Source organism: Paenibacillus sp. 23TSA30-6 (assembly GCF_014858585.1).
Taxonomy (GTDB): domain Bacteria; phylum Bacillota; class Bacilli; order Paenibacillales; family Paenibacillaceae; genus Paenibacillus.
In genome coordinates, this window is sequence record NZ_SLTL01000010.1 from 43496 (window position 1) to 68960 (window position 25465).

Genomic DNA, 25465 nt, shown 5'->3' on the forward strand with positions numbered 1-25465 from the left:
GTAATAAATTGACATGGTAACGCGGTGTTGCTGCATCATAATAATGTTAGTTTTTTATATTACTTCCACTAAAAACGAACATTTATATAACATATCATGTTGCTTTAGTGCTTAAACGACAAAATTCGTCATTATTTTTAGTTATTCAGGACGTGGTTACTTCTCCTGTTCCTTAGTACAATTAATCAAAATAACAAGTGATGATAAAAAAGATGACAAATAAGCGAGGGATTACGGATAAGGGGGGCAGGCTGTGGCCGTTTACACACTACGCAGATTAATACAGATGATTCCGGCACTGCTTGGCATTGTCGTCATTACATTCATTATTTCGAGAGTGCTTCCGGGTGACCCTGCCGTGATGCTTGCGGGGGAACAGGCTACACCTGAGACGATTGAAAATATTCGCAGCAGCATGGGACTGGATCAATCGAAGTACATTCAATTCTTTCATTATGTAGGCGGGTTGTTCCAGGGTGATTTGGGTCAGGCTTACCACACCGGGCAATCGGTGGCGAGTGATTTTGCTACCCGCTTTCCGGCCACTATTGAGCTTGCACTGGCAAGCTTGATTATTGCGATTCTGGTTGCGATCCCGATCGGCATTCTGGCGGCCACTCGCAAAGAGTCGATTGTTGACCACATTTCACGTGTGTTTTCCCTGATTGGGGCGTGTATGCCCATCTTCTGGATCGGACTGTTGTTCATTTATATTTTCTACGCCAAATGGGGGATTGCTCCTGCACCAATGGGTCGAATCGGCGGTGACATCAATCCGCCAACACACATTACGGGACTTTATGTAATGGATAGTCTGATGACCGGTGATTTTGTAGCTTTAAAAAGCAGTCTATCCCATTTAGTTCTGCCTGCTCTATGCCTAAGCACAGGCACCATGGCGATTGTGGCGCGGATGATGCGCTCCAGCATGCTGGAGGTCATTGGTCAGGATTTTGTCCGGACAGCAAGAGCAAAGGGTCTGCGTGAGGGCGTTGTCATTTACAAGCACGCACTGATTAACGCCTTTATCCCCACACTTACTGTACTCGGCTTACAGGTTGGCTATCTGATTGGCGGGGCTGTTATTACGGAAACCATCTTTACCTGGCCGGGAGTCGGCAGTTATGTGACGGATTCCATTTTGGCCGCTGATTACGCACCCATTCAAGCTTTTACCTTAGTGAGTGCGCTAATTTACAGCTTCATCAACCTCGGCGTTGACTTGATCTACGGATTGATTGATCCGCGTATCCGGTACGAATAATGACACGAAGCACAAAAGTAGGGGGAGGTACTCGGATGAGCACTGCAAGTGATTTGGTGGCAAAAGCGGCTGTACCTCAGCCAAACGCAGCCGCTATACCGAAACGAAAGAGCTTTTGGCGATTGTTGTTTAGCAACAAACTGGCTTTAATCGGATTCATCTTCATTGTGGGATGGACGTTGATCGCAATTCTCTCATCATGGATCGTACCATATGATCCTTACGTAACCGATCCGGGTAACAAGCTGTTGCCACCAAGCGCAGAACATTGGTTTGGGACTGATAATTACGGACGTAACATTCTCAGCCGTGTCATCTACGGGGCGAGAATCAGCATATGGACAGGGATGATCGCCGTGGCGATCTCATTCGTCATCGGCGTACCCCTTGGAGCCATCGCCGGCTTCTACGGCGGTCGAATGGGCAGCATTATTATGCGCTGTATGGATATCCTGCTTGCTTTTCCATCACTGGTACTCGCTATGGCTATTGCCGCAGCAATGGGGCCAGGGCTGATGAGTGCACTAATTGCCGTGGGCATTGTAGGTATTCCTGAATTCGCCAGACTGATTCACGGACAAACCATTTCTCTGCGGGAAAAAGAGTTTGTTGAGGCCAGCCGGGCCATTGGTGTAACCAACCGAACCATCTTGTTTCGCCACATTCTACCCAATGCACTTGCTCCACTGCTAGTGAATGCAACGCTGGGGATGGGCTTTGCCATCCTGACATCAGCCAGTCTCAGCTTTTTGGGTCTTGGCGTCAAACCCCCGATTGCCGAGTGGGGCGCGATGATTTCAGAAGGGCGAGCGTATATCATTTCCGGTGAGTGGTGGATTGTAACCTTCCCGGGCCTGGGCATTGCAACAGCTATTTTGGGCTTCAACTTGCTGGGAGACGGTTTGCGGGATGTTCTTGATCCCAGACTGCGTTCCAGCAAATAAAACAAATAGATCATCAAAGGGGAGAACGTAAGCATGTTGAAAAAAAGTCTTTCGGTAATTATCGTCTTGTCTACGCTGCTTTGGACGGCAGGCTGCGCAAGCAATGCCAATAGCCCGTCCGCTTCATCCGGAGAGAAAGGCACAGAAGCCTCATCCCCATCAAAGGCGATTACGCTTGCTTACTCAGAGGGAGGGTCAACGATGGACCCTGCTGAAGCAAGTGACCTTACATCCGATACGCTTGTGCTTGCGCTCTATGATCAGCTTGTGACCTACGGCAAGAAATCTACAGATAATGGCGAGGTTGCAGATACAGAAGCGATTAAACCGATGCTGGCTGAAAAATGGAATGTATCAGCTGATAACCTGATCTACACGCTCCATTTGCGTAATGATGTTAAATTCCAAAGCGGCAACCCGCTAACAGCCAATTCTGTGCTGTATTCCCTGGAGCGGCTTAAAAATTCCGATTCCGGCAGCTTCCTTTACGGCATGAGCTCCATTAAAACGGCTACAGCCCCGGATGAGCATACGGTTGTCATTACATTGTCCCAACCCAACCATATGTTCCTGCAAATCCTGTCTTTGTACAACTTCTCCATCGTGGATGATAAGGTTGTCAAAGAAAATGGTGATGGTGATTATCTGAAAACACATGCGGCAGGTTCCGGTCCGTTCACACTTGAAAAATGGGACCCTGCATCAGAAGCTGTCTTCAATGCCAATGCGAGCTACTGGCAAGGTGCACCAAAATTAAGCAAAGTTACGATGAAGTTTACCAAAGAAGCTTCTAACCGTGTATTGCTGCTGGATAAAGGCGACGTCGACATGGCGATTGAAATTCCTGCAAAAGACGTCTCGAAGCTGGAAAGCAACACCGATCTTAAGGTTCAATCCAACGCAAGTAACCGGATTTTGTATTTTGCCATGAACAATAAAGTCAAACCGTTTAATGATCCAAAAGTACGTCAAGCGATCTCTTATGCTGTACCTTACGAGCAATTGATCGATGACGTAATGTACGGTCAAGCCAAACAAATGAAGAGTTCTGTGGCAAGTAACACACCTGGCTATAGTGATGCAGGTTACAGCTATAAGCACGACCTGACTAAAGCGAAACAACTCCTTACAGAAGCGGGTTATCCTAATGGGTTTAGCTTTGACCTGACCCTGGGCTCGGGCTTCCAGGATTGGGCGGATGACGCCGTATTAATCCAGGCTGAGCTTGCCAAAATCGGCGTAAAAATGAACGTTGTCAACGTTGCCCGTGCACAGTTCCTTGAACAACAGCGTGAAGGCAATCTGACAGCCTACATTTCCAAATGGACTTCCTTCGTCAACGACCCTGGTTACCATCTTGGGTTCCTGATGTACAGCGGCGGTTCATCCAACTATATCCATTATGCCAACTCGGAAGTGGATAAGCTTTGGGAACAAGCAAGCAAAGAGCAAGATGAAAACAAACGCAAAGAGCTGTATGGCAAAGCGCAAGAGCTTATTAACCAGGATTCACCTTGGGCGTACCTGTATGAATACAACCGGATTGTAGGTATGGGCAAAGATATCACAGGATATGTTTACTATCCAGACGAAGTGATCCGCTTCTATTCATTGAATAAAGAATAAGTGTTGAAACTTACCTTGACGCCTTCGGTTTTTTACAGCCGAAGGCTGTCATTTTACACCTGATATGAGTGAAATCAACGAAAAATGCTAAGGAGCTGAATTTATATGACAGATTGGAAAACGTTAGTCCTCGATGAAATTGATAAACGACAGGACGAATTACTGGAGCTTTGTTCGCGGTTAATTCAGTTCCCTTCCGAAAATCCTCCGGGTGATTCTCGTGAAATCAGTCAGTTCATTATCGACTACCTTAAAGAGGCGGGAATTGAAACGACTGTACATGAGTCCGGGCCCAATATGTGGAATCTTATTTCCGACTATGGAACTGAATCCGTAGATGGAAAAAAACTGATCTTCTGCGGACATACGGATGTTGTTCCGGCCGGGGATCGTACCCGCTGGGATTTTGATCCGTTTTGTGGCGAAATCCGTGACGGATATTTGCTGGGTCGCGGCGCTTCGGACATGAAGGCGGGCTTGGGCGGATTAATATTTACAATGGTGCTGTTATCCAAACTCGGTGTACCGCTGGAAGGTGCATTGTCACTGCTGGTTGTTCCAGACGAAGAAACCGGGGGCCATCTCGGAGTACCTTGGGTGCTGGAAAGAAAGCTGATTGAAGGAACGGCTGCTGTGATCGCAGAGCCTTCAGGCCCGCAAAACCCGACAATCGGTCAAAAGGGAAGCTGCTGGTTTGAGTTTACTGTTGAAGGTACGCCGGGTCATGGCAGTCTGCAACCGATCGCAGGTGAAAGTGCTATTTTGAAAGCGGCCAGAGGGATTGAAGCCCTGCAACAACTGTGGGACATCGAACCGGACATTCCGGAAGAAGTCAAAGAGATCATTGAAATTTCCAAGCGTTATGTAAGCGAACGGGAAAACCCGGCTTATGGACAAGCCTTTGACCATGTAACAGTGAACATCGGTACGATTCAGGGAGGCACCAAAGTCAATGTGGTTGCTGACCGTTGTACGGTACAAGTGGATTCTCGTGTTCCTTTTGGTGTAGACCATCGGGATGTACTGGCTAGAGCGAAAGAATTACTTGCTAGTGTAGACATTCACGTTGAACCCAAGCAGTTCGGGTTTTTCGGTAATGCCAACTGGACCCCACCAACCGAACCAATTGTGCATGATCTTGTGGATTCCATCGCTGAGGTTAGCGGTAAAGAAGCCTATGGCGTGTTGCAGTGGGCAACCAGTGATGCACGTGCATTCCGCAAATATAATATTCCGGTATTGCAATATGGACCTGCCGACCTGGGAACCATCCACAACTTCAACGAAAGAGCTCCAGTATGGCAGATCCTTCAATCCGCGAAAGTATACGCCTTGACGGCGCTTAAATATCTGAACACAACAAAAACAGAAGCTTAAGGGGAGCTAGACGTATGATGAAACAAGTTTACGAGGTATATGATCTTTTGGACAGCCCGTCCGCTAGCGGGGCAGAAGTAAAAGCTTATCTGGAACAACTGGGTCAAGCGGACATCAGCGTCACAACCGTTGAGGGTCAGAAAGGCTCTACGGATTTTATCAAAGTTGTTATTGTTGGAAAAAACGGTCGTATTCGCGGTGGCGATTGCCCAACCCTGGGTGTGATTGGTCGTCTTGGCGGACTTGGAGCACGTCCGGAAATGATCGGATTTGTATCTGATGGTGATGGCGCGGCAGCAGCGATTTCAGCAGCAGCCAAGCTTTTGTCTATGCAGTCCAAAGGTGATGTGCTGGACGGCGACGTGATTATCTGTACACATATTTGCCCGGATGCACCTACCCAGCCGCATGATCCGGTTCCATTTATGGATTCGCCAGTAGATATTTTGACCATGAACCAGTATGAAGTGACTCCCGAGATGGAAGCTATTCTGTCGATTGATACTACAAAAGGGAATCGTGTCATCAATCATAAAGGGATTGCTATTTCCCCTACCGTACGTGAGGGCTACGTGTTGCGGATCAGTGAAGACCTTGTCGATATTGTGCAGACCGTAACCGGCGAACCGTGTGTTACTTTTGCTGTGACCACGCAGGATATTACACCTTACGGCAATGATCTGTATCATATCAACAGCATTTTGCAGCCAGCGGTGGCAACCTCGGCCCCGGTTGTGGGTGTAGCGATTACCGCAGCCGCCCCCGTACCAGGCAGTGCAACGGGTGCAAGCCACGAAGGCGATATTTCGCTGGCTGCTAAAGTGGCTGTGGAAACAGCCAAGGCCTATGGACGCGGCCAATGCTCTTTTCATTCGGAAAAAGAATTTCAACATATCACCAAGCTGTACGGAGACATGAAGCATCTGCAAACGATGGGCAAGTCCGAATAGACTCGTCCTTTTAGATAAAAACGTGAAGATTCATGATGGACAAGGAGGGGGAAGAGGACATGGCACAATTGCTTGAAGTAACCAATCTCCGCACAGAGTTCAAGACTGCGGCGGGTACCATCCGGGCAGTGGACGGCGTCGATCTGTCGGTTGGCAAAGGGGAAACACTCGGGATTGTTGGGGAATCCGGGTGTGGCAAAAGCATCACTTCCCTTTCCATTATGCAACTTCTCCCCAAAGGGCTTGGGAAAGTAGCTGCTGGTGAAGTGCGGTTTAACGGCGAAAACATGCTGGATTACTCAGAGCGGAAAATGCGTTCAATTCGAGGTAATGAGATCGCTATGATTTTTCAGGAGCCTATGACCTCGCTGAATCCCGTGTTCAAAATCGGCAAACAAATTGCTGAATCTGCCCGATATCATCACGGTGTAAGTAAACATAAAGCCAAGGACATGGCAGTGGAAATGCTGATTAAAGTTGGCATCCCGCGTCCGGAAAAAGTAGCCGTTGCTTATCCGCATGAGCTCTCGGGTGGTATGCGCCAGCGGGTTATGATTGCGATGGCAATGGTCTGCAACCCGAAGCTGCTAATCGCCGATGAGCCGACAACGGCACTTGACGTGACCATTCAGGCGCAAATCCTTGATTTGATGCGTGACCTGCAAAAGTCCGAAGGAACTTCCATTCTGATGATTACCCATGATCTCGGCGTTGTAGCCGAAATGTGTGATCGGGTAGTTATTATGTACGCCGGGCAGGTGGTGGAAGAGACGGATGTCAAAACACTTTTTAAAGATCCAAAACATCCTTATACGCAAAGCTTGCTGGCTTCATTGCCGCAGTTGAACAGTGAGCAGGATCGACTGGCTTCGATTCCGGGTCAGGTTCCAAATCCGCTGGACATGCCGGCAGGCTGCCGCTTTGCACCACGCTGTCAGTTTGCCAAGGAAATTTGTCGTGAGGAGGCACCGGTGCTTAAAGAAGTGGAGTCCGGGCACAAATGCCGTTGCTTGCTACAGCAGGAGGGATATCATGAGCACACTGCTTGAAATACGTAACCTGAAAAAACACTATCCGATCAAAAAAGGACTTTTTGCCAAAGAAGTGGGAGCAGTCAAAGCGGTGGATGGTATAACGCTGTCGGTACAGCAGGGCGAAACTCTCGCCATTGTGGGGGAATCCGGCTGTGGCAAATCTACTACAGGTCGGGCAATCCTCAGACTGATCGAGCCGACGGATGGAGAAATTCTATTTAACGGTACGGATATACGGAAGCTGAATACCGAGCAACTGCGCAAATTCAGAACGGATATGCAAATGGTATTTCAGGACCCGTTTGCTTCACTTGATCCAAGATGGACGGTGCAGCAGGTGCTGGAAGAACCGCTCATCACGCATGAAAAGCTAAGCAAAACGCAGCTCAAAGAGCGGGTGGAAGAGCTGCTCGAAGTGGTCGGATTGTCCCCTTATCATGCACATCGTTATCCGCATGAGTTCTCGGGTGGTCAACGCCAGCGGATCGGGATCGCACGCGCACTGGCGCTTCATCCCAAATTTATCGTTTGTGATGAGCCGGTTTCGGCGCTCGATGTGTCCATTCAGGCGCAGGTGCTTAACCTGATGAAGGACTTGCAAAAACAATACGACCTGACGTATATGTTCATTTCCCATGACCTGTCGGTCGTGAAATTTATTAGCGACCGTGTTGGTGTCATGTATCTGGGCAAGCTGGTGGAGCTCGCACCCACCCAAGAAATGTTCAAGGAGCCGCTGCATCCGTATACGAAGGCGTTGATGTCTGCGGTACCTGTAGCCGATCCAGAAGCGGAACGGGACCGGATCGTGCTTAAAGGCGATGTGCCGAGCCCGGAAAATCCGCCAAGCGGCTGCGCGTTTCATAACCGTTGTCCGGCAGCGATGGACATTTGCAGCAAAGTGCAGCCCCTCTTTGCCGAGGCGGCACTGGGTCGGCAGGTGGCTTGCCACTTGTACCCGACTTCTGCACCGGAACAAGCGATAGCCGGACAGGACTAAGCTAGCTGAAAAAGAATAAATATACTTTATAGTAAAAATGAAGCCTGAATCCGCCCCCAAACGGATTCAGGCTTTTTTAAGGAGTGCTGCTCTGAAAAAGTACATATTTATCTAATAGATCCATTTTAAGATTCAATATAAGGGGTGGAATTTCAACACCTGTAAATCAAGCATATAACATGCATGGATACAACATTGACGCATAATCGATGGAAGCGCTTTAATTTAAGTATAGAAATACAAAAGAAGAACTCAGGGAGGACATAAGAATGCTAAAATTGAAAGCGCTTAGATGCGAGCATTTAAATAATCCGATTGGACTTGGTTGTAAAAAGCCGCGACTCAGTTGGCAGATTGAATCTGACAAAATGTATGTTTCACAAAAACGGTTCCAATTGCAAGTATCCGTTAATCCTACTTTTGAATCGCTGATCTGGAATCATTTTGCCTATTCGGATCAATCCATTCTGTTTCCATATGAAGGCCCTCCACTGGAATCAGGACAAAGATATTATTATCGGGTAAAAGTGTGGGCTCAAGGAGCGGGTGACACAGAACCAGAAGAATCGAAATGGAGTGAGTCCGGCTTTTGGGAGATGGGGTTGCTCCATGAGCAGGACTGGAAAGCACAATGGATCACGGTGAAGGAGCGGAGCATAAATGAAGAGTTTCAGACAAGAGCTCCTTTTGCCACTTCCAAGTGTTTTTCAGTTGAGGGGAAAGTGAAAAAAGCAGTCATTTATGCTACAAGCCTGGGTCTATATGAACTGGAGTTAAACGGGCAAAAAGTGGGCGATGCCTACTTTACCCCAGGATGGACGGATTATAACGATCGTGTCCAGGTGCAAGCGTATGACGTGACTTCTGCCATTCAAGAACAAAATAACCGAATCACAGCAACGGTGGGAGAAGGCTGGTATAGCGGTTATCTGGGCTGGCAGAAGCGCAAGGACACCTACGGGGACACGAATGCATTGCTACTTCAAATGGAGATTAGTTATGAAGATGGCCGTTCTGAACTCATTTGTTCTGATTCTTCTTGGGAAGAAACGAACTGTGCCATTTTAATGTCGGATATTTATAACGGCGAAATCTATGATGCCAGACTTGAGCAGCGGGCACCCGAACATAGCTCTTTAACCGAACGGAAAATGATGCAGATCGTCCCGTTCCCATTAAGTCATCTGGTTGCTCAGGAGAATGAGCCTGTCCGTGTGATGAACCGATTGAAGCCTGTTGAGCTCATTCGAACCCCTAAAGGTGAGCTTGTGCTTAACTTGGGCCAAAATATGGTAGGCTGGCTGGAATTTAAAGTTGAAGCGCCTGAAGGTACGGTTTTGAAGCTGGTTCATGGTGAAGTGCTGGATCAGCAAGGGAACTTTTACAGAGATAACATTCGTGATGCAGCACAGCAGATTACGTACATTTGCAGTGGGAAGGGGAAGGAGATATTTCGGCCACATTTCACTTTTCAAGGCTTTCAATATGTGAAGCTTGAGGGCTTTCCGGATGGCGTTACAATTGAAGATTTTACGGGCGTTGTTCTGCATTCGGATATGGAGAATATCGGGGTGTTTGAGACATCCGATCCGAAGCTCAATCAATTACAGCACAATATTGTGTGGGGACAAAAGGGGAATTTCCTGGATGTTCCAACTGATTGCCCGCAGCGCGATGAGAGATTAGGCTGGACCGGTGATGCACAGATTTTTGCCAGAACGGCCAGCTTCAATATGAATGCGGTTTCCTTTTTCCGAAAGTGGCTGAAGGATTTGGCTTATAACCAGCTGGAGAATGGGGCAGTGCCTTTTGTAGTGCCGGATGTCCTCAAAGGAACCTTTGCGGATAATATGGACAAAACGACAGCAGCATGGGGAGACGCGGCGGTTATATGTCCGTGGACCCTATATCAATGCTATGGGGATAAGCAAATTTTAGCTCAGCAGTATGACAGTATGAAAGCATGGGTGGATTACATCCGTGCCCAGGGGAACGAAGAATGTCTTTGGGATACCGGTTTGCAGCTGGGAGACTGGCTGGCGCTGGATAGCGAGGAAGGAAGCTATTTTGGGGCGACCGACGGAACACTGGTCGCAACTGCTTACTTTGCGTATTCGACTCATATTTTGGCGCAGACGGCCAGACTGCTTAATCGTTATACCGATTACAACACATATAAAAGCTTACATGAGGGGATTAAAACCGCTTTTGCGAACCGCTACTTCGATGACGCTGGCCAACTGACCTCCAATACCCAGACTGCACAGATTGTTGCTCTGCACTTTGGATTGGTGCCGGACAAGTATAAAACGCAAGTGATCCAGGAGCTTGTACGGCTCATAGAAAAAAATGATATGCATCTGGATACCGGCTTTGTGGGCACACCCTATCTATGTCTGGTTTTGTCCGACCATGGCTATACGGATGTAGCTTATAAGATTTTATTTCAAAATGATTATCCTTCATGGCTCTATCAGGTTGAACGGGGGGCAACGACCATGTGGGAGCATTGGGACAGCATCAAAGTGGACGGCTCGTTCTGGAGTACGGATATGAACTCGTTCAATCACTATTCATACGGTTCAGTTGGAGACTTTATGTACCAAAATATTGCCGGAATTGATGTGCTTGAAGCGGGTTATAAAAAATCACGGTTAGCTCCTAAACCGCCTGCTAATCTTACTTCGGCCCACGGGAAACTGGAAACGCCATATGGTGCGCTGGAAGTCCATTGGGAAATCGTGAATGAAGAAATGCAGATGACGGTTCGCGTTCCGCATAATACGACGGCTGAGATTACACTTCCGGGAGTTATGGAGCCGGATGCATTACAGCAGACCATTGCCATGCAATATCCGTCGATTCAGAATCCGCCTGTTTATATACCACAGGAGCTGGCTGGGAGAATGGGGATTGCAGGTGAACAGGCGATTTTCCAAAGGAGCGGAGATCATGAAATTACGTTTACGGTCGGTTCAGGGAAGTACGTCTTCCAGTACAGATACTGCCAGACTACCCAAGTTCCTGCCCATGCAACCAGAGGCTAAATAACATAGACTAGAGGTGAGTAACTTGATGAATAAAAAAAACAAAGTATTGTTTAAAACGGCGTTGCTGTCCATTTCGTTAGTCCTGACATCAGCGAGTGCCATTTCGGCTATCATACCGATGATGCTGAATCAATTATCAGGGGTTTCTAGTTCCTTGATTGAAAGCGTAGTTACTATTCCATCCTTCACGATGATGCTGTTTGTGCTGTTGAGTGGTCCGATCTCTTCCCGATTGGGCAAAAAAAATACAGTCATGCTAGGACTTTTGCTCGTGGTCATCGGCGGAATCCTACCTATGTTCACAACTAACATTACATGGATTCTCGCGTTGCGTCTGGTATTAGGTGCAGGTCTCGGGATGTTCAATTCGCTGGCCGTCAGCTTAATTAGTGATTTTTTTGAAGGGGACGAACGTGCCCAATTAGTAGGCTTTCAAAGCGCCGTTCAAGGGCTCGGAAGCAGCTTAGCTACTTTTGTGGCAGGACAGCTTGCCTTAATCGACTGGAAGTTTTCCTTTTTATGCTATGCTATCACCATTCCTGTTGCGCTGTTATTCTTTTTTATCATTCCCGAACCAGAGCGTGTGGAGCCTACAGCGGAGCGTTCAACAGGAACGGGCCACAAGAGCGGCGGAGTATCCATACCTGTACTTGGATTAGGAGCTGCACTTTTCCTGTTTATGACCTTTATCATGATTGTATATACCAAAACAGGTATTATGATTGCTGAAAAGAATATGCCTAATCCTGGTTTTTTAGGAACGGCGTTAACGCTGTTCTCCCTGGCAACTATGATTGCAGGCTTCTTGTTTGGTAAAATTTATAAATGGTTTAGAAATTACGCTCCCTTTATCTCCAGTCTATTAACAGCAACAGGTTTTGTACTGCTGTGGTTTGCTCAGAATGTTACCATGGTTACCGTTGCCATGCTTATCATTGGCTTTAGCTTTGCGCTGTTTATTCCTTATATTTTTACCATACTAACTAAAATCGTGCCTAAAGGCAGTGAGACGATTTCCATTTCAATTGCGATGGTAGGCTCCAATTTGGGAGCGTTTGCTTCGCCTTATGTTATCAAGTTAGTTGGCATGTTGTTTGGAAATGAAACCGCCTCATTTTCCTTCCTCGTTTCTGCGATTGTGTTTACAATTGCTGCACTCATCTGTCTGGGAATCGCTATTAGAGGAAAGGGCAGTAAGGTTCAGGCGGCAGTTCACAGTTAATGGGAGGCATCAGGTATAGGTAGTTTTTTTAACGGGCGGAGAGCCGCCCTTTTTTCCATCATATAATGAAGGAGGAGCCAGTGTTTATGAACCTTCATGAGTTGGACCAGTTGCTGAGAATCAAAACGGAAATTGAACTTTTACAACAACAAAACAACCAGGTTATTAATGATCTTTCCGAAGAAGCGGAGGACGAACGATACTATGATATAAATCAGAACATGTATCGTATGCCCGCTTTGTTTTTCTTCGGAGAACATGATATTTATATTAGCAAGCACAATAGATTTGCTCCGATGCTGGAGCACATGCATGAATTTATTGAATTAAACTATGTTTATTCAGGTAAGTGCAATCAAATCATAGCAGGCAAAGAAATTCAGCTTTGTGAAGGCCAAGTGTGTGTCCTGGATAAGGATGTGCCCCACAGCATCGCTCCTTTGGGAGAAGATGATATCCTTATTAATATCCTGCTGCAAAGAGAAACGATTTCTTCCCTGTTCTTACAACGGTTATCCAAGAAAAAAAGTCTGATTGGCGAATTTCTCGCCAACTCTGTCCTCCAGCATCAGCACCATAATCACTTTATTATTTTTGAGTCGCAATATAATGAAAACCTTCAATATATACTGCGCAGAATCTTAATCGAATATTTTTCAAGGTATGAGGATTCGATGGAATTGGTCAAGGCTTATTTGCAGATTGTTTTTGGAGAATTGGTCCGTGTATTGGAAAGCGAGCATAATATTCACTTAAACCAGCAGGAAAATAATATTACATCTATTCTGAATTACATGGAAGAGCATTATCAGCATTTAAGCTTGCAGCAATTATCTAATCATTTCAGTTACAATAGTACGTATTTAAGTAATAAGTTAAAAAAAGTAACTGGTCTTACTTATACTCAGCTTATTGCCAACATTAAACTCAATGCAGCTTATTCTCTGGTTGTGAATACCAACCTGCCGTTCGAAATGATATTTAAGCAAGTTGGATATAACAGCATGAGTTTTTTCTATAAAAAATTTAAAATGGCTTATGGTGCTACCCCGCAAAATATCCGAAACAAGCAGTTGAGGAAATGAAGGATATCAAAGGAGCATGTAAACGCTATGACCATTACATGATGTAATAGACGTCCAATTTTAATTGGGCGTCTATATGTTATAATATCTGCAAATTCATAAGCACAAGGCTAATGAAATGATAGGTTGCTGGATACCTTTATCTCCGGCAAGAGGGAGGATGCATCCTTGGAAGCGATACTAAGACGGCACTGGCCGGAGTGGAACGGAACGTTGCAGAAACGAACCGGGGGTTGGAATAATACGACGTATTTTGTTAAGGATGGTATGCGAAGCGGGGTGCTTCGCGTCTACGATACACACAGAGATAGGGACAAAATTGAATTTGAGCATGCGGTTTTGCAGGCGCTGAGTATGCATTCTCTATCATTCAGGGTGCCGATACCAATTCGAACAGTGACGGGAGAGACACTCGCTCAGCTTGAGAAGGAAAGCGGCAAATATGTCTGTCTGTTCGATTACATAGAAGGCAAATCACCACTGGAGCAGGATTCAAGCTTTGCCTATTCCTTTGGCGAGGCTACGGGTGAATTATCTGCTGTACTTGCGACTTTCAATCTTGATATGGCTCCAGTTTACCGACCGTATTACGCCTTGCAGCAATCCTACCCATTGTGTAACCAGGAGATCGTTCGAGAGATTTGCCTGCATCCGCCTGAGCCTCTAAAAACTTTGCATGACGAGCTGCGATTGATAGGAAAAGTATATGAAGAGATTACAGATTCGCTTCATGCATTGGAAGAGTTGCCGCATCAGCTTGTACATGGGGACTTGAACGCTTCCAATTTGTTAGTAAAGGATAACGATCATAGCCAAGTGGCTGCACTGCTTGATTTTGAATTTTGTACGTTAGACGTTCGGGTCATGGAACCAGCGGTTATTTTATCAGGATTGTTGGGTCAACCGGAGGAGACGAGAGCAGTTCGGGATTTTTGCCGGGGCTTCAGCCGCCGAGTTCATCTGTCCCAAACCGAGATTGATGCTTTACCTGTATTGATGCAGCTCAGGAAGGTAGATGTATTTCTTCATTTCTTGAGTCGCTTTCTGGAAGGAACTGACCAGCCACATGTGTTACAAGAGCAGATCAAGCAGATCGCTGCCGACTTGCTGCAACTGTCTACCAGAAGTAGCTGGATTCAGGAGGAGTTGATCCTCGCAGGAATGGCGTATGAATGAACTTTATCACAAGATGAGGAGGAGATTGGCAGACACATCGTTCATATGGGAAAAAGGTACCACCTGAGTGGACGTATCCAAAGCATGAGATCACAGCAATTGTAAAAGGATACGACGAGCTGAATCAGTGGGTGATTTTGGATCAAACACAGGTCTTAAAGACTCAGCATGTGGATTGAAGGTTGAGATTAGGACAATGAGAGGGGAATGAACATGCATACTTTAACGGTTGATGAACTGCTGGATAAGGAAAACCATGCATGGGAAGAGGTTAGAAATATCCTGAAAGAAGGCCAAAATCCATATAGCATTATATCGGCAGAATCGGAATCGGCTTTGGGGGATACGCTGTACCGATTGCAGGTGAGTACGAAATCGTATTTGGGAACGGTTGCCTATGAGACAGGAGGGATCGTGTTTGATCACGGCTGGATCACCTTGCTGGGTGCAGGGGGGTCTGGAATTTATGGCAGTTTGACTTCGTGGAACGGACTTCAAGAGCCGGCAAGCGTGCCCGCGCTTTGGGGAATGCTGATTGTGGCCTATGATGCAGCAGGCGGATTTTTTGGACTGAATACAGGGCGTTTCGGTAATGACGGACAAATCTACTATTTTGCACCGGATACGCTTGCCTGGGAACCTACAGAAAAGGCCTATTCCGGTTTTTTTCGATGGCTGGCTGAGGGGGACTTGGAGCTTTTCTACCAGACGTTCCGTTGGAAAGGTTGGCAGGACGATGTTCGCAAGCTTCAACCCGGCCAGGTGTTTGCCTATTACCCATCGCTGTGGACAAAGGAAGGCAGTGGAGAAACCAGTCGCAAGGCACCTATAGCTGTGGCAGAAGCTTGGGAGGCGGCAAGGGACGAGGAGTAGAAGGGGTCAATAGCTGAAGTCTGGAGAACAAGTATAATATCCGTTATAATTTAGGTTAAGAGACACTGATTCATCGGAGGTTGGCTATCATCTGGAATATTTATTTTGAACATCAATTTGTAAAATGTCCAAGTGTGACGAATGAACAACTATCCCGTTTTCTGAACACATGGAACATAAAGCTTTCGGAGCAAGAGAGTTATGAAATAAAAGAAAGACAAGTGAACCCTTTTTCGAAGTCTTCTCCATATTACGATCAATATAAACCTCTGAATCCTGTTAGCTGGCATCTGCCTCAAGGACAATTTCCGGACAGCTATATCCATTTTTTGAAATACTCTAACGGCGGGGAGTTTCAAAATGGAGAACGTTATTTTCAGTTTTTCGATACCGAAGATTTGAGAGAAATGAATCTAGCTTACGAGTTGCCGGAGTATATGCCGAATGCCGTGTCGTTTGGGATGGATGGGAGAGGAAATCATTATTTATTTGATATGAGAGAAGAAAAAAGAAACAACGAATATCCTGTTCTTTTTTCTCATTCTGGTAGTTTGGGGTATGACGATTGCAGACATGCTGCAAATTCTTTCATTGAGCTATGTACAGAAACATGGGAACTTTATGAATAGCAAATAGCGAGATGCCGATTTTTTTGGGCTTCTCGCTATTTTTAATCATTTTACCCCTGAAAAACGTCAATGAAGGTGCCGTATGTCCCTATGGCTGAATTTGAGATATTTGTTCAGTCAACGAATCGACCGCCTCATCCACCAGGTAGGGGCCATTGTTCCATTTATCACGGGAAACATTAATAATGTGATTATTTTTCACAGCGGGAATCGTTTGGTACACAGGCTCGCTGAATAGCTGCATGGTTTGCTTCAACTCTTGATCGGTCATTTGAGTAAAGAAATAGTCAGCCGGACGATGGACCAGAGCTTCCATGGAAAGAGCAGTTCCGCCATCGGCATATGGTTTGAATTGCTCAGGCATTTGGAAACCGAAATCTTGGTAGATCAATTTTCCGAGCGTACCGCCCTCACCTCCAAGCAGTACCTCTCCCTTGTGAATAATGAAAGAGATTGCGGTAGTATCTGCTTTAATGGGGATGTGAGTTTGTTCCCGAATGCCCTGCAATTTTTTCTCGAACTTAGCAATCCAGGATTCTGCTTCTGTTTTCCGGTTCATAATGTCGCCAAACGTCCGTAGTGTATTCACCACGTCTGGATCACCACCCCATGCTACTGCAATAGTTGGGGCGATTTTTTGGTACTGCTCAAAGGTTGCTTTGTCGTGAAAATCCGACAGTATAATCACATCCGGCTCCAATGCGGAAATGGCCTCGACATTACCTGTTCCTTTGCCTATGCTAGCGACATCAGCCATCTTGTCAGGATAAAGGTCGAGTATCTCCTGATTGACACCTACCGGTTTTAAGCCTAATGGAAGCAAATAACCGCCGTATGTAATAACAACAGCCCTTTTGGGTTGAACAGGAATTTCCGTTTGCCGTCCAAGTGCATCGGTATACGATCTTGTTTCAATTGGCTTCGCAACGTCACTCGTGCCACTGCAAGCTGCCAGCAGCAATGTTAAGCTGAACAAAAGGGTAACAGCAAAAGCAGGCTTAAAACTAACATTCATATTGTCCACTCTCCAAGCGTCATATTGATAATGATTATCATTGTTACCAATATAACGTTGTCCTGATCCGGGAGCAATGAATGATTTGAGTGTAAAATTTGTATTCGTTGAACTTCTTATAACAAGGCTATGCATTTTAAATTGTGTTGGGGTTTCGCCGGTTTGCTTTTTGAAAAGTCTACTAAAGTAATAAAAATTGGTATAACCAACGTTTTCGGCAACTTCCCGAATGGAAGCATCTGTTTCAGCTAACAAGGATTTGGCCCTGTTGATGCGGATTTGAACGACATACTCGATAGGGCTGCATCCATATTTGCGCTTAAACACCTTTACGAGGTAGTGGGTACTGTAATGAAACCGTTTAGCCATCGTCTCCATAGCGATTGGTTTTTGAAAATGCTCTTGAATATATTGGGCTATTTGTGTAGCCAGATCCGGCTCGGATATTTTGATTTCCTTCATCTGTAGTTGACGAAAGTGTTCATGCACGAATTGATAGAACAATCCATTCACTTGCAGTTTGTCCAGCTCATTTCTATTAGACCACTGCTGATTCATTTGTTCGACAAGTGATATCAGGGGGAGCGGATAGAGGGCCTGAAACGCATAGTTTTGTCTAAATAGAGCCATCCGATCTTCTCGTTCGAACGGACTTTGACCCGCTTGTTCTTGAACGGGTTTGTATAAAATGAGGTAGTATTCAAACGGCTGGTTTAAGCACCAGATATTCAGATGTGCTCCTTTTCCGCCGTGGAGAACCTGAAACTTGGCTGCTGAGGTTTCGATTTCATCAAGCATCAATCTGGCTTCTCCTTGATTGGCGAATAGAAATCCGCTTGAAGGCAGGGAATAGGAACTCAATCTCTCTCCAGGCTTCATCGTAAAATGACGAATGTCCAGTACCTTAACCGGCGTTTGGTTCCATAATCTGATCGTTTCCAGCCACTCCATAAAAACACCTCGAAATAATATAAATTAACACATGCGTAGCAGTACATTCTGCTCTTGTTACATCGACTAAGCTTCCCAAGGCATATAAATATCTATCGTGCTGTCCTTTTGTTCCAGAGAATGAATATCAGTCCAATACTCGAAATCAAAAGAGCGAGAAGTACTGATCCCCCTATCACGGATTGAGTCATAGGTTCCATCTATTTGGGATTCAGGTCCCTGATGAGTGACCTTCACATATTTTCCAGCCGGTATCGTATGACGAACTAATCCCTCTGGAATATATGCAAAATTGCTGACTTCTACCGCAACCCCCTATTCGTAACATTCATAATATAACCAGGTAAGCAGAACAACAGACGGTTTAAAATCGATTATACTATATAATTCGAACGGTATCAGACCAGTCAGTAAAGGTACATCTGCTTGATGAAGCCAATAAGTGTATTTCGGTAAGCAGCATGATAATTTCGTAACCTCACAGATTCTTTCCCGTATAAAGATAAAAACATGATCCGCCCCATTCCCGTCAGGGAAGAAATGCAACCATGTTTAACAAAAATAGAAGTTGAGGTAATGCATCGTATGAATGAGGAATTTATAAATCATGCCAATACAGGATATCAGCTGGCTGAGCAGAAGGCGGTTCAGTATTTTGCATCACTTTATGCACAGGTCATAGACAAAACTTATGTGACTACCCTGACAGAAGATATTCAAATGTGGAAAAGGGATCATATTCATCATTCTTCATGGCTATCCTTCTTTTCGAGGGCAAAGAGAAAACCTGATACTCGGGATTATCATAGATACATTCAATGGCTGAATTATACAGGCAAATTGGATGATTACCTGGATCGAAGCGTCTCCTATATTTATATGAGGGATCTAGGCAAAGCTCTGGATTCTCCTGACACACAGACCCGGATTCAGCGTGTCATTGCTGACATCAAAAAACACTTGATTCAATCCACCCGTACAAACGGGGGAGATCAGCCGGAATTTATGAATTTGGCCGGGTTGTATCGGTGGGCCCAGAAGGAAGGCATAGAAACCGCCACAATTTGGGTGATCAACAAACTTAGGTCCGTATCCTCCCATATTCCAAAGGAAATGGATGCCGAGCAAGCCCAGCGCAAACTAATTAAGATCATTATCGGGGTTATTCTGCATGTGATGGAAGAGATGGACGATAAAGTGTCACCTGTGGAACGTGCTCGCAGACTGGATGAAGCCATCAAACTTGGTTATTCCTATGGTCTAACCTATCCTTTTATTGACGATCTTCTCGATTCCCAGGTTTTGAACGCTCAAGAGAAAGAACAATATTCCCATATGATACGTGCTGCGCTTCTCACTGGATCTGTGCCTGAGTTGGGCGATTGGACCGGAAATAATATGGAGTTAATTCAATACATACACTCAGAGCTCTCGGATGCTTTTGAGTATATTAAGGAACATCAGCGGCCGGATACACAGCAAACATTTTTCGAGCAGTCCTATGTCTTTTTTCATTCCCAGGATATCGACCGTGTCAAGGACCTAACGCGTGCTAATTACACCAATGAAGAGCTTTATATACCTGTCATTTTAAAATCTTCTTCGTCCCGATTGATTGTCCGTTCCGTAATTGGTGCTCCCGAGGATGAGGGCTTTGAGCAACGAACATTCTTTTATGGTATCTATAACCAGTTGGCTGATGATTTTGCAGATATGGTTGACGATATGAGAGATGGTGCGGTAACACCCTATACCTACTATTTAAAATATCATGATCAGCGTTCGGATCTTATCAATCCCTTTGAATTATACTGGGCGGTTATTTCCTATTTGATCCATAACGTATATGATTCCGATGCCATGGCCCGTGAGGTGATATTGAATCGTGCAATGAATGGACTCAAACGTTATAAAGAACGTGTAGGTACTGAAAAGTATAATGAAATGATGGAGATTTTTGCATCTGGAAATCCGGAATTCAATCGTCTCATCCAGCAGATGGTGCGAAAGGCGGATGATGTAGATTTCTTCGATAAACTGCTTCGGGACCAGATGATTACCCATCTGAAAAACGATTCGAAGGAAAAGGAAGATTTTTTCAATACGTTCAAAACGATCCGCCATCAGATTAATAACCAATTGAAAATTACCAAACCTCACGGGATTCCGGTGATGAAGGAACAGCTTATCGATGCTGCAAATTACAGTCTTGAAGGGGATGGGAAGCGGATACGGCCTATATTAACTTGGGTGATGGGCGTGAACGAATATGGACTAGACGCATCGGCAATCGTGCCTCTTGTGAGATCATTAGAGTATATGCATACCGCATCCCTGATCTTCGATGATCTGCCTTCTCAGGATAATGCGTCTACCCGTAGAGGGCGTCAGACCTTGCATCAGGTGCACAATAGCGCTACCGCGGAATTAACCGGTTTGTATCTGATCCAGAAGGCGATTGGGGAACAATCGTCACTTGACCAGTTCAATGCCGAAACCGTACTTGCTTTGATACAATACTCGGCCCAAAAGGCAGAAGATATGTGTATGGGACAGGCGATGGATCTGGATTCCAAAGGAAAGCAATTGACACTGGAGCAGTTAAATATGGTGTGCTTTTTCAAAACCGGAGTGGCATTTGAGGCTTGTCTGGTGATGCCTGCCATGCTCGCACAGGTCAAGGAGTCGGAAATTGCTGCTTTGAAGAAATTCGCGTATCACGCGGGGATTGCTTTTCAGATTAAAGATGATTTGCTTGATGTGGAAGGAGATCTGCTCTTACTCGGAAAACCTGTTGGCCAGGATTCTGAGAACAACAATTCGAATTTCGTATCCATCCTGGGTCAGGAAGGTGCCAGTAAAGAGATGTGGGAACACTACTGCCTTGCTATGGAAGCGTTGAAAGAGGTACCCCGCAACATCGCTTTTCTGAAGCATTTAATGAATTATATGGTAACCCGGGACCGTTAAAAAGGGGCGTACCCCATTGCTTAATATAAGCGATGGGGTATTTTGCGAATTTAAGTGTTACCTTTTACGCTCACTCCACGGAATCCATTCGGGCCCAAAGCTTTTCAACTTTTCATCATATCCATTAAAACTTGATATGCAATGGGTAAGGAAGTAAAGCCGTCACGCTCTAAAAAGTGTCCTCCGTGTTCTACTTCGTGGAAATCCGCCTGGATGTCATTCGCTAGTTTCTTGCTGAATGCAAAGGGGACAATCGTGTCATCCTTTGAAGCAATAACTGCACGCATCTTTACTGAATCCATGATTTGCTCATAATCCAGCTTATCAGTTGTAAACTCATCTAATGACGGCAGGGTTGGCACTGGATCGGTAAAACCGGAGACGAAGACAAGACCACTGAGTTGCTCTGGGATACTTACTTGCTGCAAATATCTTAATATGGAAACACACCCCAAGCTATGACCAACAAAATAGGTATCCTTATGTAGAACCTCAATGTTTGATAATAAATGTTGGGTCCACTCATGAAGCTGGGGAGCTTGCGAATTGGGCATATCCAATATAGCTACAGAAACGCCATCCTCCTGTAGCTTGTCTTGTAGCCAAGGAAACCAATGATCGGCTGGTGAAGCTGTATACCCATGGATGATATACACTTGTTTTTGATTTTGTAGGTTTGTCACTATAGGTTCTCTCCTATCATCCTGAGTTTGTTCTTGATTAGTTGATGATATATGTCCCACTTTGGTATAAAGACTACTATTTTAGTTTAGCAAATTTTCCAAGCTCGTGAGCACCTAAAATAATAATCACATTTGTCTGTCCCAAGCTCACTTTCACGGGACTGATATTCTTTATTTTAGCAGCACTGTTATTATTATTAAAATATTAAGCGCTTTCTACCGATATATATCTCATCACGGTGTAATCTCTTAATTTTTATTGTTTGGGGGATAGCGTTTATGAGAGCAGCGTGATCTATTATACATAGACGACTGGAGGAGTTTTGATGAGAACAAAACTATCAGACAGCACTAAAAAAGTAAAAGGATTTAGAGATTTAAAGGTCACGACAACGATGGTCTCCATGATCATGATCAGCTTGGTGGGCTTGCTTATTGTATCGTTGGTAGGGGTTTTGGGGATGAATCAAGCTAAAGAGGGCCAAGGTATTTTGTATATGGATCGCTTTCAGCACCAAACGAATATACTTGAAGTCAAAAGTGATTTCTATAATATGCGGGCTAATTATACAAAAATACTCGATAATAAGGAGTACACAGATAAACAGTATAAGCAGGTGCAGAAAGGAAAAGATAGCGTTGCAACCGGGCTAAATGAATTCTCACAAAGGGATTTGGATGCTAAGGAACAGAAATTGTACGAGGAACTCCGGGGGAGTATAGACACATATTATCAGGATATTGAGCAAATCATGGCAGTCAAAAAAAATAGCGGAACGTATGACACGGAAGAGAGAGGCCGGATTAATAAAACCAGTACGGCAATTGTTACGATGCTGACTACGATTTCTGATTATAACAATGAGCAATCCGCCAACTTATATCAAAATACGCAAAATGAGATAAAAATGCGCACAATTGTTTTGATCGTGATTCTGGCTCTAGTGCTGGCTGTCCTTAGTATGATCTCCTTTTCGGCCATTCGGAATATCCGTTCTCGGATGAGCACCATTACGAAATACTGTGAAGAGATTACCCAAGGCAATTTAACGGCAGCACTTGATCCGACCCTGCTCAAGGGAAATAACGAAATCGCTGTCATTGCACGTGCCATTCAACAAATGACAGATTCAACCTCAATGGTTATTACGGGGGTTATCAATGAATCTCGCCAAATTAATCAGCTAAGTGATCAGACGAATCATAATATGGCAGATCTCAATGAGCGGATTAGAGACGTATCGGCTACGGTCGAACAGCTGTCCGCAGCGATGGAGGAGACTTCGGCATATACAGAAAACATGAATCATTCTGCGGATGAAATGCAGCGGGCGGCAGAGTACATTTCGGTCAAGACTCAAGAAAGAGCCCAGTCTGCCTATGATACAAGTCTAAAGGCCGAAGCGTTGAAGCATGAAGCTAGTGAGTCCAATAAAGCATCCAAAGAGATTTACCGGAAGACCAGTGAAAAGATGACGGAAGCGCTAGAACAAGCCAAGGCGGTAGACCAAATTCGCATACTCTCCCAGTCTATTCTGGAAATTACGGCGCAAACCAATTTGCTGGCTCTAAATGCATCCATCGAAGCGGCTCGTGCCGGTGAGTCAGGTCGGGGATTTGCGGTTGTGGCTAACGAGATTCGCAAGTTGGCAGATGGGTCCAAACAGGCGGTAGACCAAATTCAGAGTGTTACTCAAGAGGTTGTACAATCTGTAGCCAATCTAACGACTAATGCCGAGGAATTACTGGATTTCCTGCATGCCAAGGTGAGCAAGGATTATCAGCTGCTTGAGGATACGGCAGCACAATATTACAATGATGTAGTTGAGCATACGAATACAGTTAATGATTTGAACGCCACCTCTAAGCAGGTGAATGCAACGATCCAAACCATGGTGAGAGCTATCCATGAGATTGCAACAGCCAGCGAACAGTCCGCCGTATCTACCCAGCACATTGCTGAGAACATGGTTTCATCGACGGAAAAGTCTCTTGAAGTGGCACAACAGTCTGATCAGGTGAAGGAAAGCGCTGCCCGATTGAATGAACTGGTCGACGGTTTTACAATTTGACGAAGCTAGTCCGATGAGTGGTATTCCATATGAGGGTTGACTTCATCAGCTCAATAGCCAGAGTCTAGAGGGAACAATACATCCAAGAATTGCAGTTGGGGAGCCGCAAGAAGGCTCCCTTTTTGATTTTTATCCTCTACGGTAGCTCTCGGATTTGTCTACTAAACGAAAACAAAATGCTTAGGAAGGAGGCTTCCAATCAGGAGTCTAAAGCACGTAACTCTTCCTGCTCAGCCGTTTGCATCAGCTTATAAATCTGGCGGGTCGTGTTCACATTCCGCACCGTCATATGCTGATACAGACTGGAGCCGGCCAGTTTCGTCATCCCGCTTTTTATGACATGTTCTCTGCTGACAGAAAACAGAATGGCCCCAGGCGTATATATTATATTGCCTATTCCTGGCTTCAAAGGGAGCTTCTCCAGAACGGAAATATCGTTAATTTCATTCCACAGAAACAATACATCACTTTTCATCTGTGTATCATTAGACCATTCCTCCGGCAATGCCTCCATAATAGTTTGTATTTCCCTCATATTGCGGACGATAACCCGGATGGGCAAGCTAAAATCCTCGAGAATTGCCTGCTCCAGTTGGAGCGACAGCTCATCGTTGGATTGAACTTCACTGGAAAAAATGATGTTTCCGGAGTTGATGTAAGTCGTCACATGGCTCATGCCTGCCTTTTCAAACGTCTCCTTGAGCTTTTTCATATTAATCTTGTTGTTGCCACCCACATTAATGCCCCGCAGCAATGCGATATAGATCATATAAGGCCCACCTCTCTTGTACAAAAGGATTTTATTCACAAAGGGATAGGTATTCAAATAAATAAGCGGTTTGATTTTCGCCAAGCAAATGATGCAACAACGGTTCTACGTGCTTGATAAATTCATTTTTTTGGTTTCGTATGTGTCTTCGTCTTTTAGCTCTCCCTTAAAGGTACGGGCATCTCCAATTTCAACGGCCGCATTTTTCAATTTACGTGTTTCCGCTGCATTGGCATCAATCATTTCATAATAGCTATATAGATACTCAAGCTCAGGGGATACAGGAATCCGACTGTCCCAGCAATCTATTAATTTCTCCGTTCGGGGTCGGATGTCGTGGTCGTGGAACAGCCCGTAGACTTCATTATACAAGTTTTGTTGTTGTACAAAACGGGCCAGAGCTTCGCCTAATTGTTTCATGTGTGTTCATTCCTCTCTGCTTGCAGGAGACTTAAATACGCCTTTTTTCAGAACCCCCCTACATATTATCCGTTTCTAAGATATCATAATGACGAACGCATTTCTGATTTAAATCATGAATATTTTTTTATTCCTATCCTGATCAAGAGCAGAATCTAAGAATATTAACCATGAATATAAACGATAAAGATGATATTTCGCTGGTGCGCTGGCATGATTTATTTAATGGGCCATCATTCGCGCCAATAGATCATGATTTTCTAATTGAAGCCGACGCCGAGCGTCTGATTAGATTGCTATCATTAGCTTTTAATGTTTTCGATATCTTATTATCAACATCAAGTTTTGCACCTAA

The 25465-nt window shown here is 45.1% G+C and carries 19 protein-coding genes and 1 pseudogene; 15 read left to right on the forward strand and 5 right to left on the reverse strand.

Features of this window, described 5'->3' with window-relative positions:
- The first annotated feature begins 253 nt into the window (after window positions 1–253).
- From E0698_RS11350 to E0698_RS11410, 13 genes are all read left to right on the forward strand, one after another.
- Window positions 254–1264, forward strand: coding sequence for an ABC transporter permease subunit (locus E0698_RS11350; RefSeq protein ID WP_192511614.1), 1011 nt, complete (start codon window positions 254–256; stop codon window positions 1262–1264).
- Window positions 1265–1299: 35 nt separating this feature from the next.
- Entirely contained in the window at window positions 1300–2208 is a 909-nt protein-coding gene (locus tag E0698_RS11355; RefSeq protein WP_192511615.1) for an ABC transporter permease, read from the forward strand.
- Window positions 2209–2241: 33 nt separating this feature from the next.
- On the forward strand, window positions 2242–3834 hold the full coding sequence (locus tag E0698_RS11360; protein ID WP_192511616.1) for an ABC transporter substrate-binding protein: 1593 nt from the start codon (window positions 2242–2244) through the stop codon (window positions 3832–3834).
- A gap of 105 nt (window positions 3835–3939) precedes the next feature.
- Window positions 3940–5211, forward strand: a complete 1272-nt coding sequence (locus E0698_RS11365) for a M20 family metallopeptidase (protein ID WP_192511617.1) — start codon at window positions 3940–3942, stop codon at window positions 5209–5211.
- A gap of 14 nt (window positions 5212–5225) precedes the next feature.
- The gene (locus E0698_RS11370; protein ID WP_192511618.1) at window positions 5226–6161 is read left to right on the forward strand and encodes a DUF1177 domain-containing protein; all 936 of its coding nucleotides are present in this window, start codon (window positions 5226–5228) and stop codon (window positions 6159–6161) included.
- A 59-nt stretch (window positions 6162–6220) separates the two neighbouring features.
- The gene (locus tag E0698_RS11375) at window positions 6221–7210 is read left to right on the forward strand and encodes an ABC transporter ATP-binding protein (RefSeq protein ID WP_192511619.1); all 990 of its coding nucleotides are present in this window, start codon (window positions 6221–6223) and stop codon (window positions 7208–7210) included.
- Window positions 7194–8195: an ABC transporter ATP-binding protein gene (locus tag E0698_RS11380; protein WP_192511620.1), complete on the forward strand. Its 1002-nt coding sequence runs from the start codon at window positions 7194–7196 to the stop codon at window positions 8193–8195. The genes E0698_RS11375 and E0698_RS11380 overlap by 17 nt, the downstream gene beginning before the upstream one ends.
- Window positions 8196–8464: 269 nt before the next feature.
- Window positions 8465–11242: an alpha-L-rhamnosidase gene (locus E0698_RS11385; RefSeq protein WP_192511621.1), complete on the forward strand. Its 2778-nt coding sequence runs from the start codon at window positions 8465–8467 to the stop codon at window positions 11240–11242.
- 28 nt (window positions 11243–11270) lie between these two features.
- Complete coding sequence (locus E0698_RS11390) at window positions 11271–12467, forward strand: MFS transporter (RefSeq protein WP_192511622.1); 1197 nt, start codon at window positions 11271–11273, stop codon at window positions 12465–12467.
- Between the two features lie 86 nt (window positions 12468–12553).
- Window positions 12554–13552, forward strand: a complete 999-nt coding sequence (locus E0698_RS11395) for an AraC family transcriptional regulator (protein WP_192511623.1) — start codon at window positions 12554–12556, stop codon at window positions 13550–13552.
- A gap of 168 nt (window positions 13553–13720) precedes the next feature.
- The gene (locus E0698_RS11400; RefSeq protein ID WP_192511624.1) at window positions 13721–14728 is read left to right on the forward strand and encodes a phosphotransferase; all 1008 of its coding nucleotides are present in this window, start codon (window positions 13721–13723) and stop codon (window positions 14726–14728) included.
- A gap of 213 nt (window positions 14729–14941) precedes the next feature.
- A complete protein-coding gene (locus tag E0698_RS11405) occupies window positions 14942–15601 on the forward strand; it encodes a DUF2625 domain-containing protein (protein WP_192511625.1) in 660 nt (219 codons plus the stop codon).
- Between the two features lie 89 nt (window positions 15602–15690).
- Entirely contained in the window at window positions 15691–16230 is a 540-nt protein-coding gene (locus E0698_RS11410; protein WP_192511714.1) for an SMI1/KNR4 family protein, read from the forward strand.
- 88 nt (window positions 16231–16318) lie between these two features.
- On the opposite strand, the gene E0698_RS11415 is transcribed toward E0698_RS11410, so the two are convergent.
- Window positions 16319–18196, reverse strand: coding sequence for a helix-turn-helix domain-containing protein (locus E0698_RS11415; protein WP_192511626.1), 1878 nt, complete (start codon window positions 18194–18196; stop codon window positions 16319–16321).
- Between the two features lie 66 nt (window positions 18197–18262).
- A pseudogene (locus tag E0698_RS27655) lies at window positions 18263–18496 on the reverse strand (GyrI-like domain-containing protein); the annotation flags it as partial.
- Window positions 18497–18772: 276 nt separating this feature from the next.
- Here E0698_RS27655 and E0698_RS11425 point away from each other — a divergent pair.
- Window positions 18773–21166, forward strand: a complete 2394-nt coding sequence (locus E0698_RS11425) for a polyprenyl synthetase family protein (RefSeq protein ID WP_192511627.1) — start codon at window positions 18773–18775, stop codon at window positions 21164–21166.
- Window positions 21167–21270: 104 nt separating this feature from the next.
- On the opposite strand, the gene E0698_RS11430 is transcribed toward E0698_RS11425, so the two are convergent.
- Entirely contained in the window at window positions 21271–21849 is a 579-nt protein-coding gene (locus E0698_RS11430) for an alpha/beta fold hydrolase (RefSeq protein ID WP_192511628.1), read from the reverse strand.
- A 326-nt stretch (window positions 21850–22175) separates the two neighbouring features.
- Here E0698_RS11430 and E0698_RS11435 point away from each other — a divergent pair, with 326 nt between their 5' ends.
- Window positions 22176–23921 (forward strand): methyl-accepting chemotaxis protein, encoded by a 1746-nt coding sequence (locus E0698_RS11435; RefSeq protein WP_192511629.1) that lies wholly within the window; start codon window positions 22176–22178, stop codon window positions 23919–23921.
- Between the two features lie 199 nt (window positions 23922–24120).
- On the opposite strand, the gene E0698_RS11440 is transcribed toward E0698_RS11435, so the two are convergent.
- Window positions 24121–24690, reverse strand: coding sequence for a DUF1697 domain-containing protein (locus E0698_RS11440; RefSeq protein ID WP_192511630.1), 570 nt, complete (start codon window positions 24688–24690; stop codon window positions 24121–24123).
- Window positions 24691–24795: 105 nt separating this feature from the next.
- Entirely contained in the window at window positions 24796–25110 is a 315-nt protein-coding gene (locus tag E0698_RS11445) for a hypothetical protein (protein ID WP_238353959.1), read from the reverse strand.
- Window positions 25111–25465 lie beyond the last annotated feature (355 nt).

Coding starts and splice junctions, on each gene's coding strand:
- E0698_RS11435 (WP_192511629.1), top strand. CDS start 22,176: ATGAGAACAAAACTATCAGACAGCACTAAAAAAGTAAAAGGATTTAGA.
- E0698_RS11380 (WP_192511620.1), top strand. CDS start 7,194: ATGAGCACACTGCTTGAAATACGTAACCTGAAAAAACACTATCCGATC.
- E0698_RS11415 (WP_192511626.1), bottom strand. CDS start 18,196: ATGGAGTGGCTGGAAACGATCAGATTATGGAACCAAACGCCGGTTAAG.
- E0698_RS11355 (WP_192511615.1), top strand. CDS start 1,300: ATGAGCACTGCAAGTGATTTGGTGGCAAAAGCGGCTGTACCTCAGCCA.
- E0698_RS11365 (WP_192511617.1), top strand. CDS start 3,940: ATGACAGATTGGAAAACGTTAGTCCTCGATGAAATTGATAAACGACAG.
- E0698_RS11390 (WP_192511622.1), top strand. CDS start 11,271: ATGAATAAAAAAAACAAAGTATTGTTTAAAACGGCGTTGCTGTCCATT.
- E0698_RS11360 (WP_192511616.1), top strand. CDS start 2,242: ATGTTGAAAAAAAGTCTTTCGGTAATTATCGTCTTGTCTACGCTGCTT.
- E0698_RS11385 (WP_192511621.1), top strand. CDS start 8,465: ATGCTAAAATTGAAAGCGCTTAGATGCGAGCATTTAAATAATCCGATT.
- E0698_RS11445 (WP_238353959.1), bottom strand. CDS start 25,110: ATGAAACAATTAGGCGAAGCTCTGGCCCGTTTTGTACAACAACAAAAC.
- E0698_RS11440 (WP_192511630.1), bottom strand. CDS start 24,690: ATGATCTATATCGCATTGCTGCGGGGCATTAATGTGGGTGGCAACAAC.
- E0698_RS11375 (WP_192511619.1), top strand. CDS start 6,221: ATGGCACAATTGCTTGAAGTAACCAATCTCCGCACAGAGTTCAAGACT.
- E0698_RS11425 (WP_192511627.1), top strand. CDS start 18,773: ATGCATCGTATGAATGAGGAATTTATAAATCATGCCAATACAGGATAT.
- E0698_RS11405 (WP_192511625.1), top strand. CDS start 14,942: ATGCATACTTTAACGGTTGATGAACTGCTGGATAAGGAAAACCATGCA.
- E0698_RS11370 (WP_192511618.1), top strand. CDS start 5,226: ATGATGAAACAAGTTTACGAGGTATATGATCTTTTGGACAGCCCGTCC.
- E0698_RS11395 (WP_192511623.1), top strand. CDS start 12,554: ATGAACCTTCATGAGTTGGACCAGTTGCTGAGAATCAAAACGGAAATT.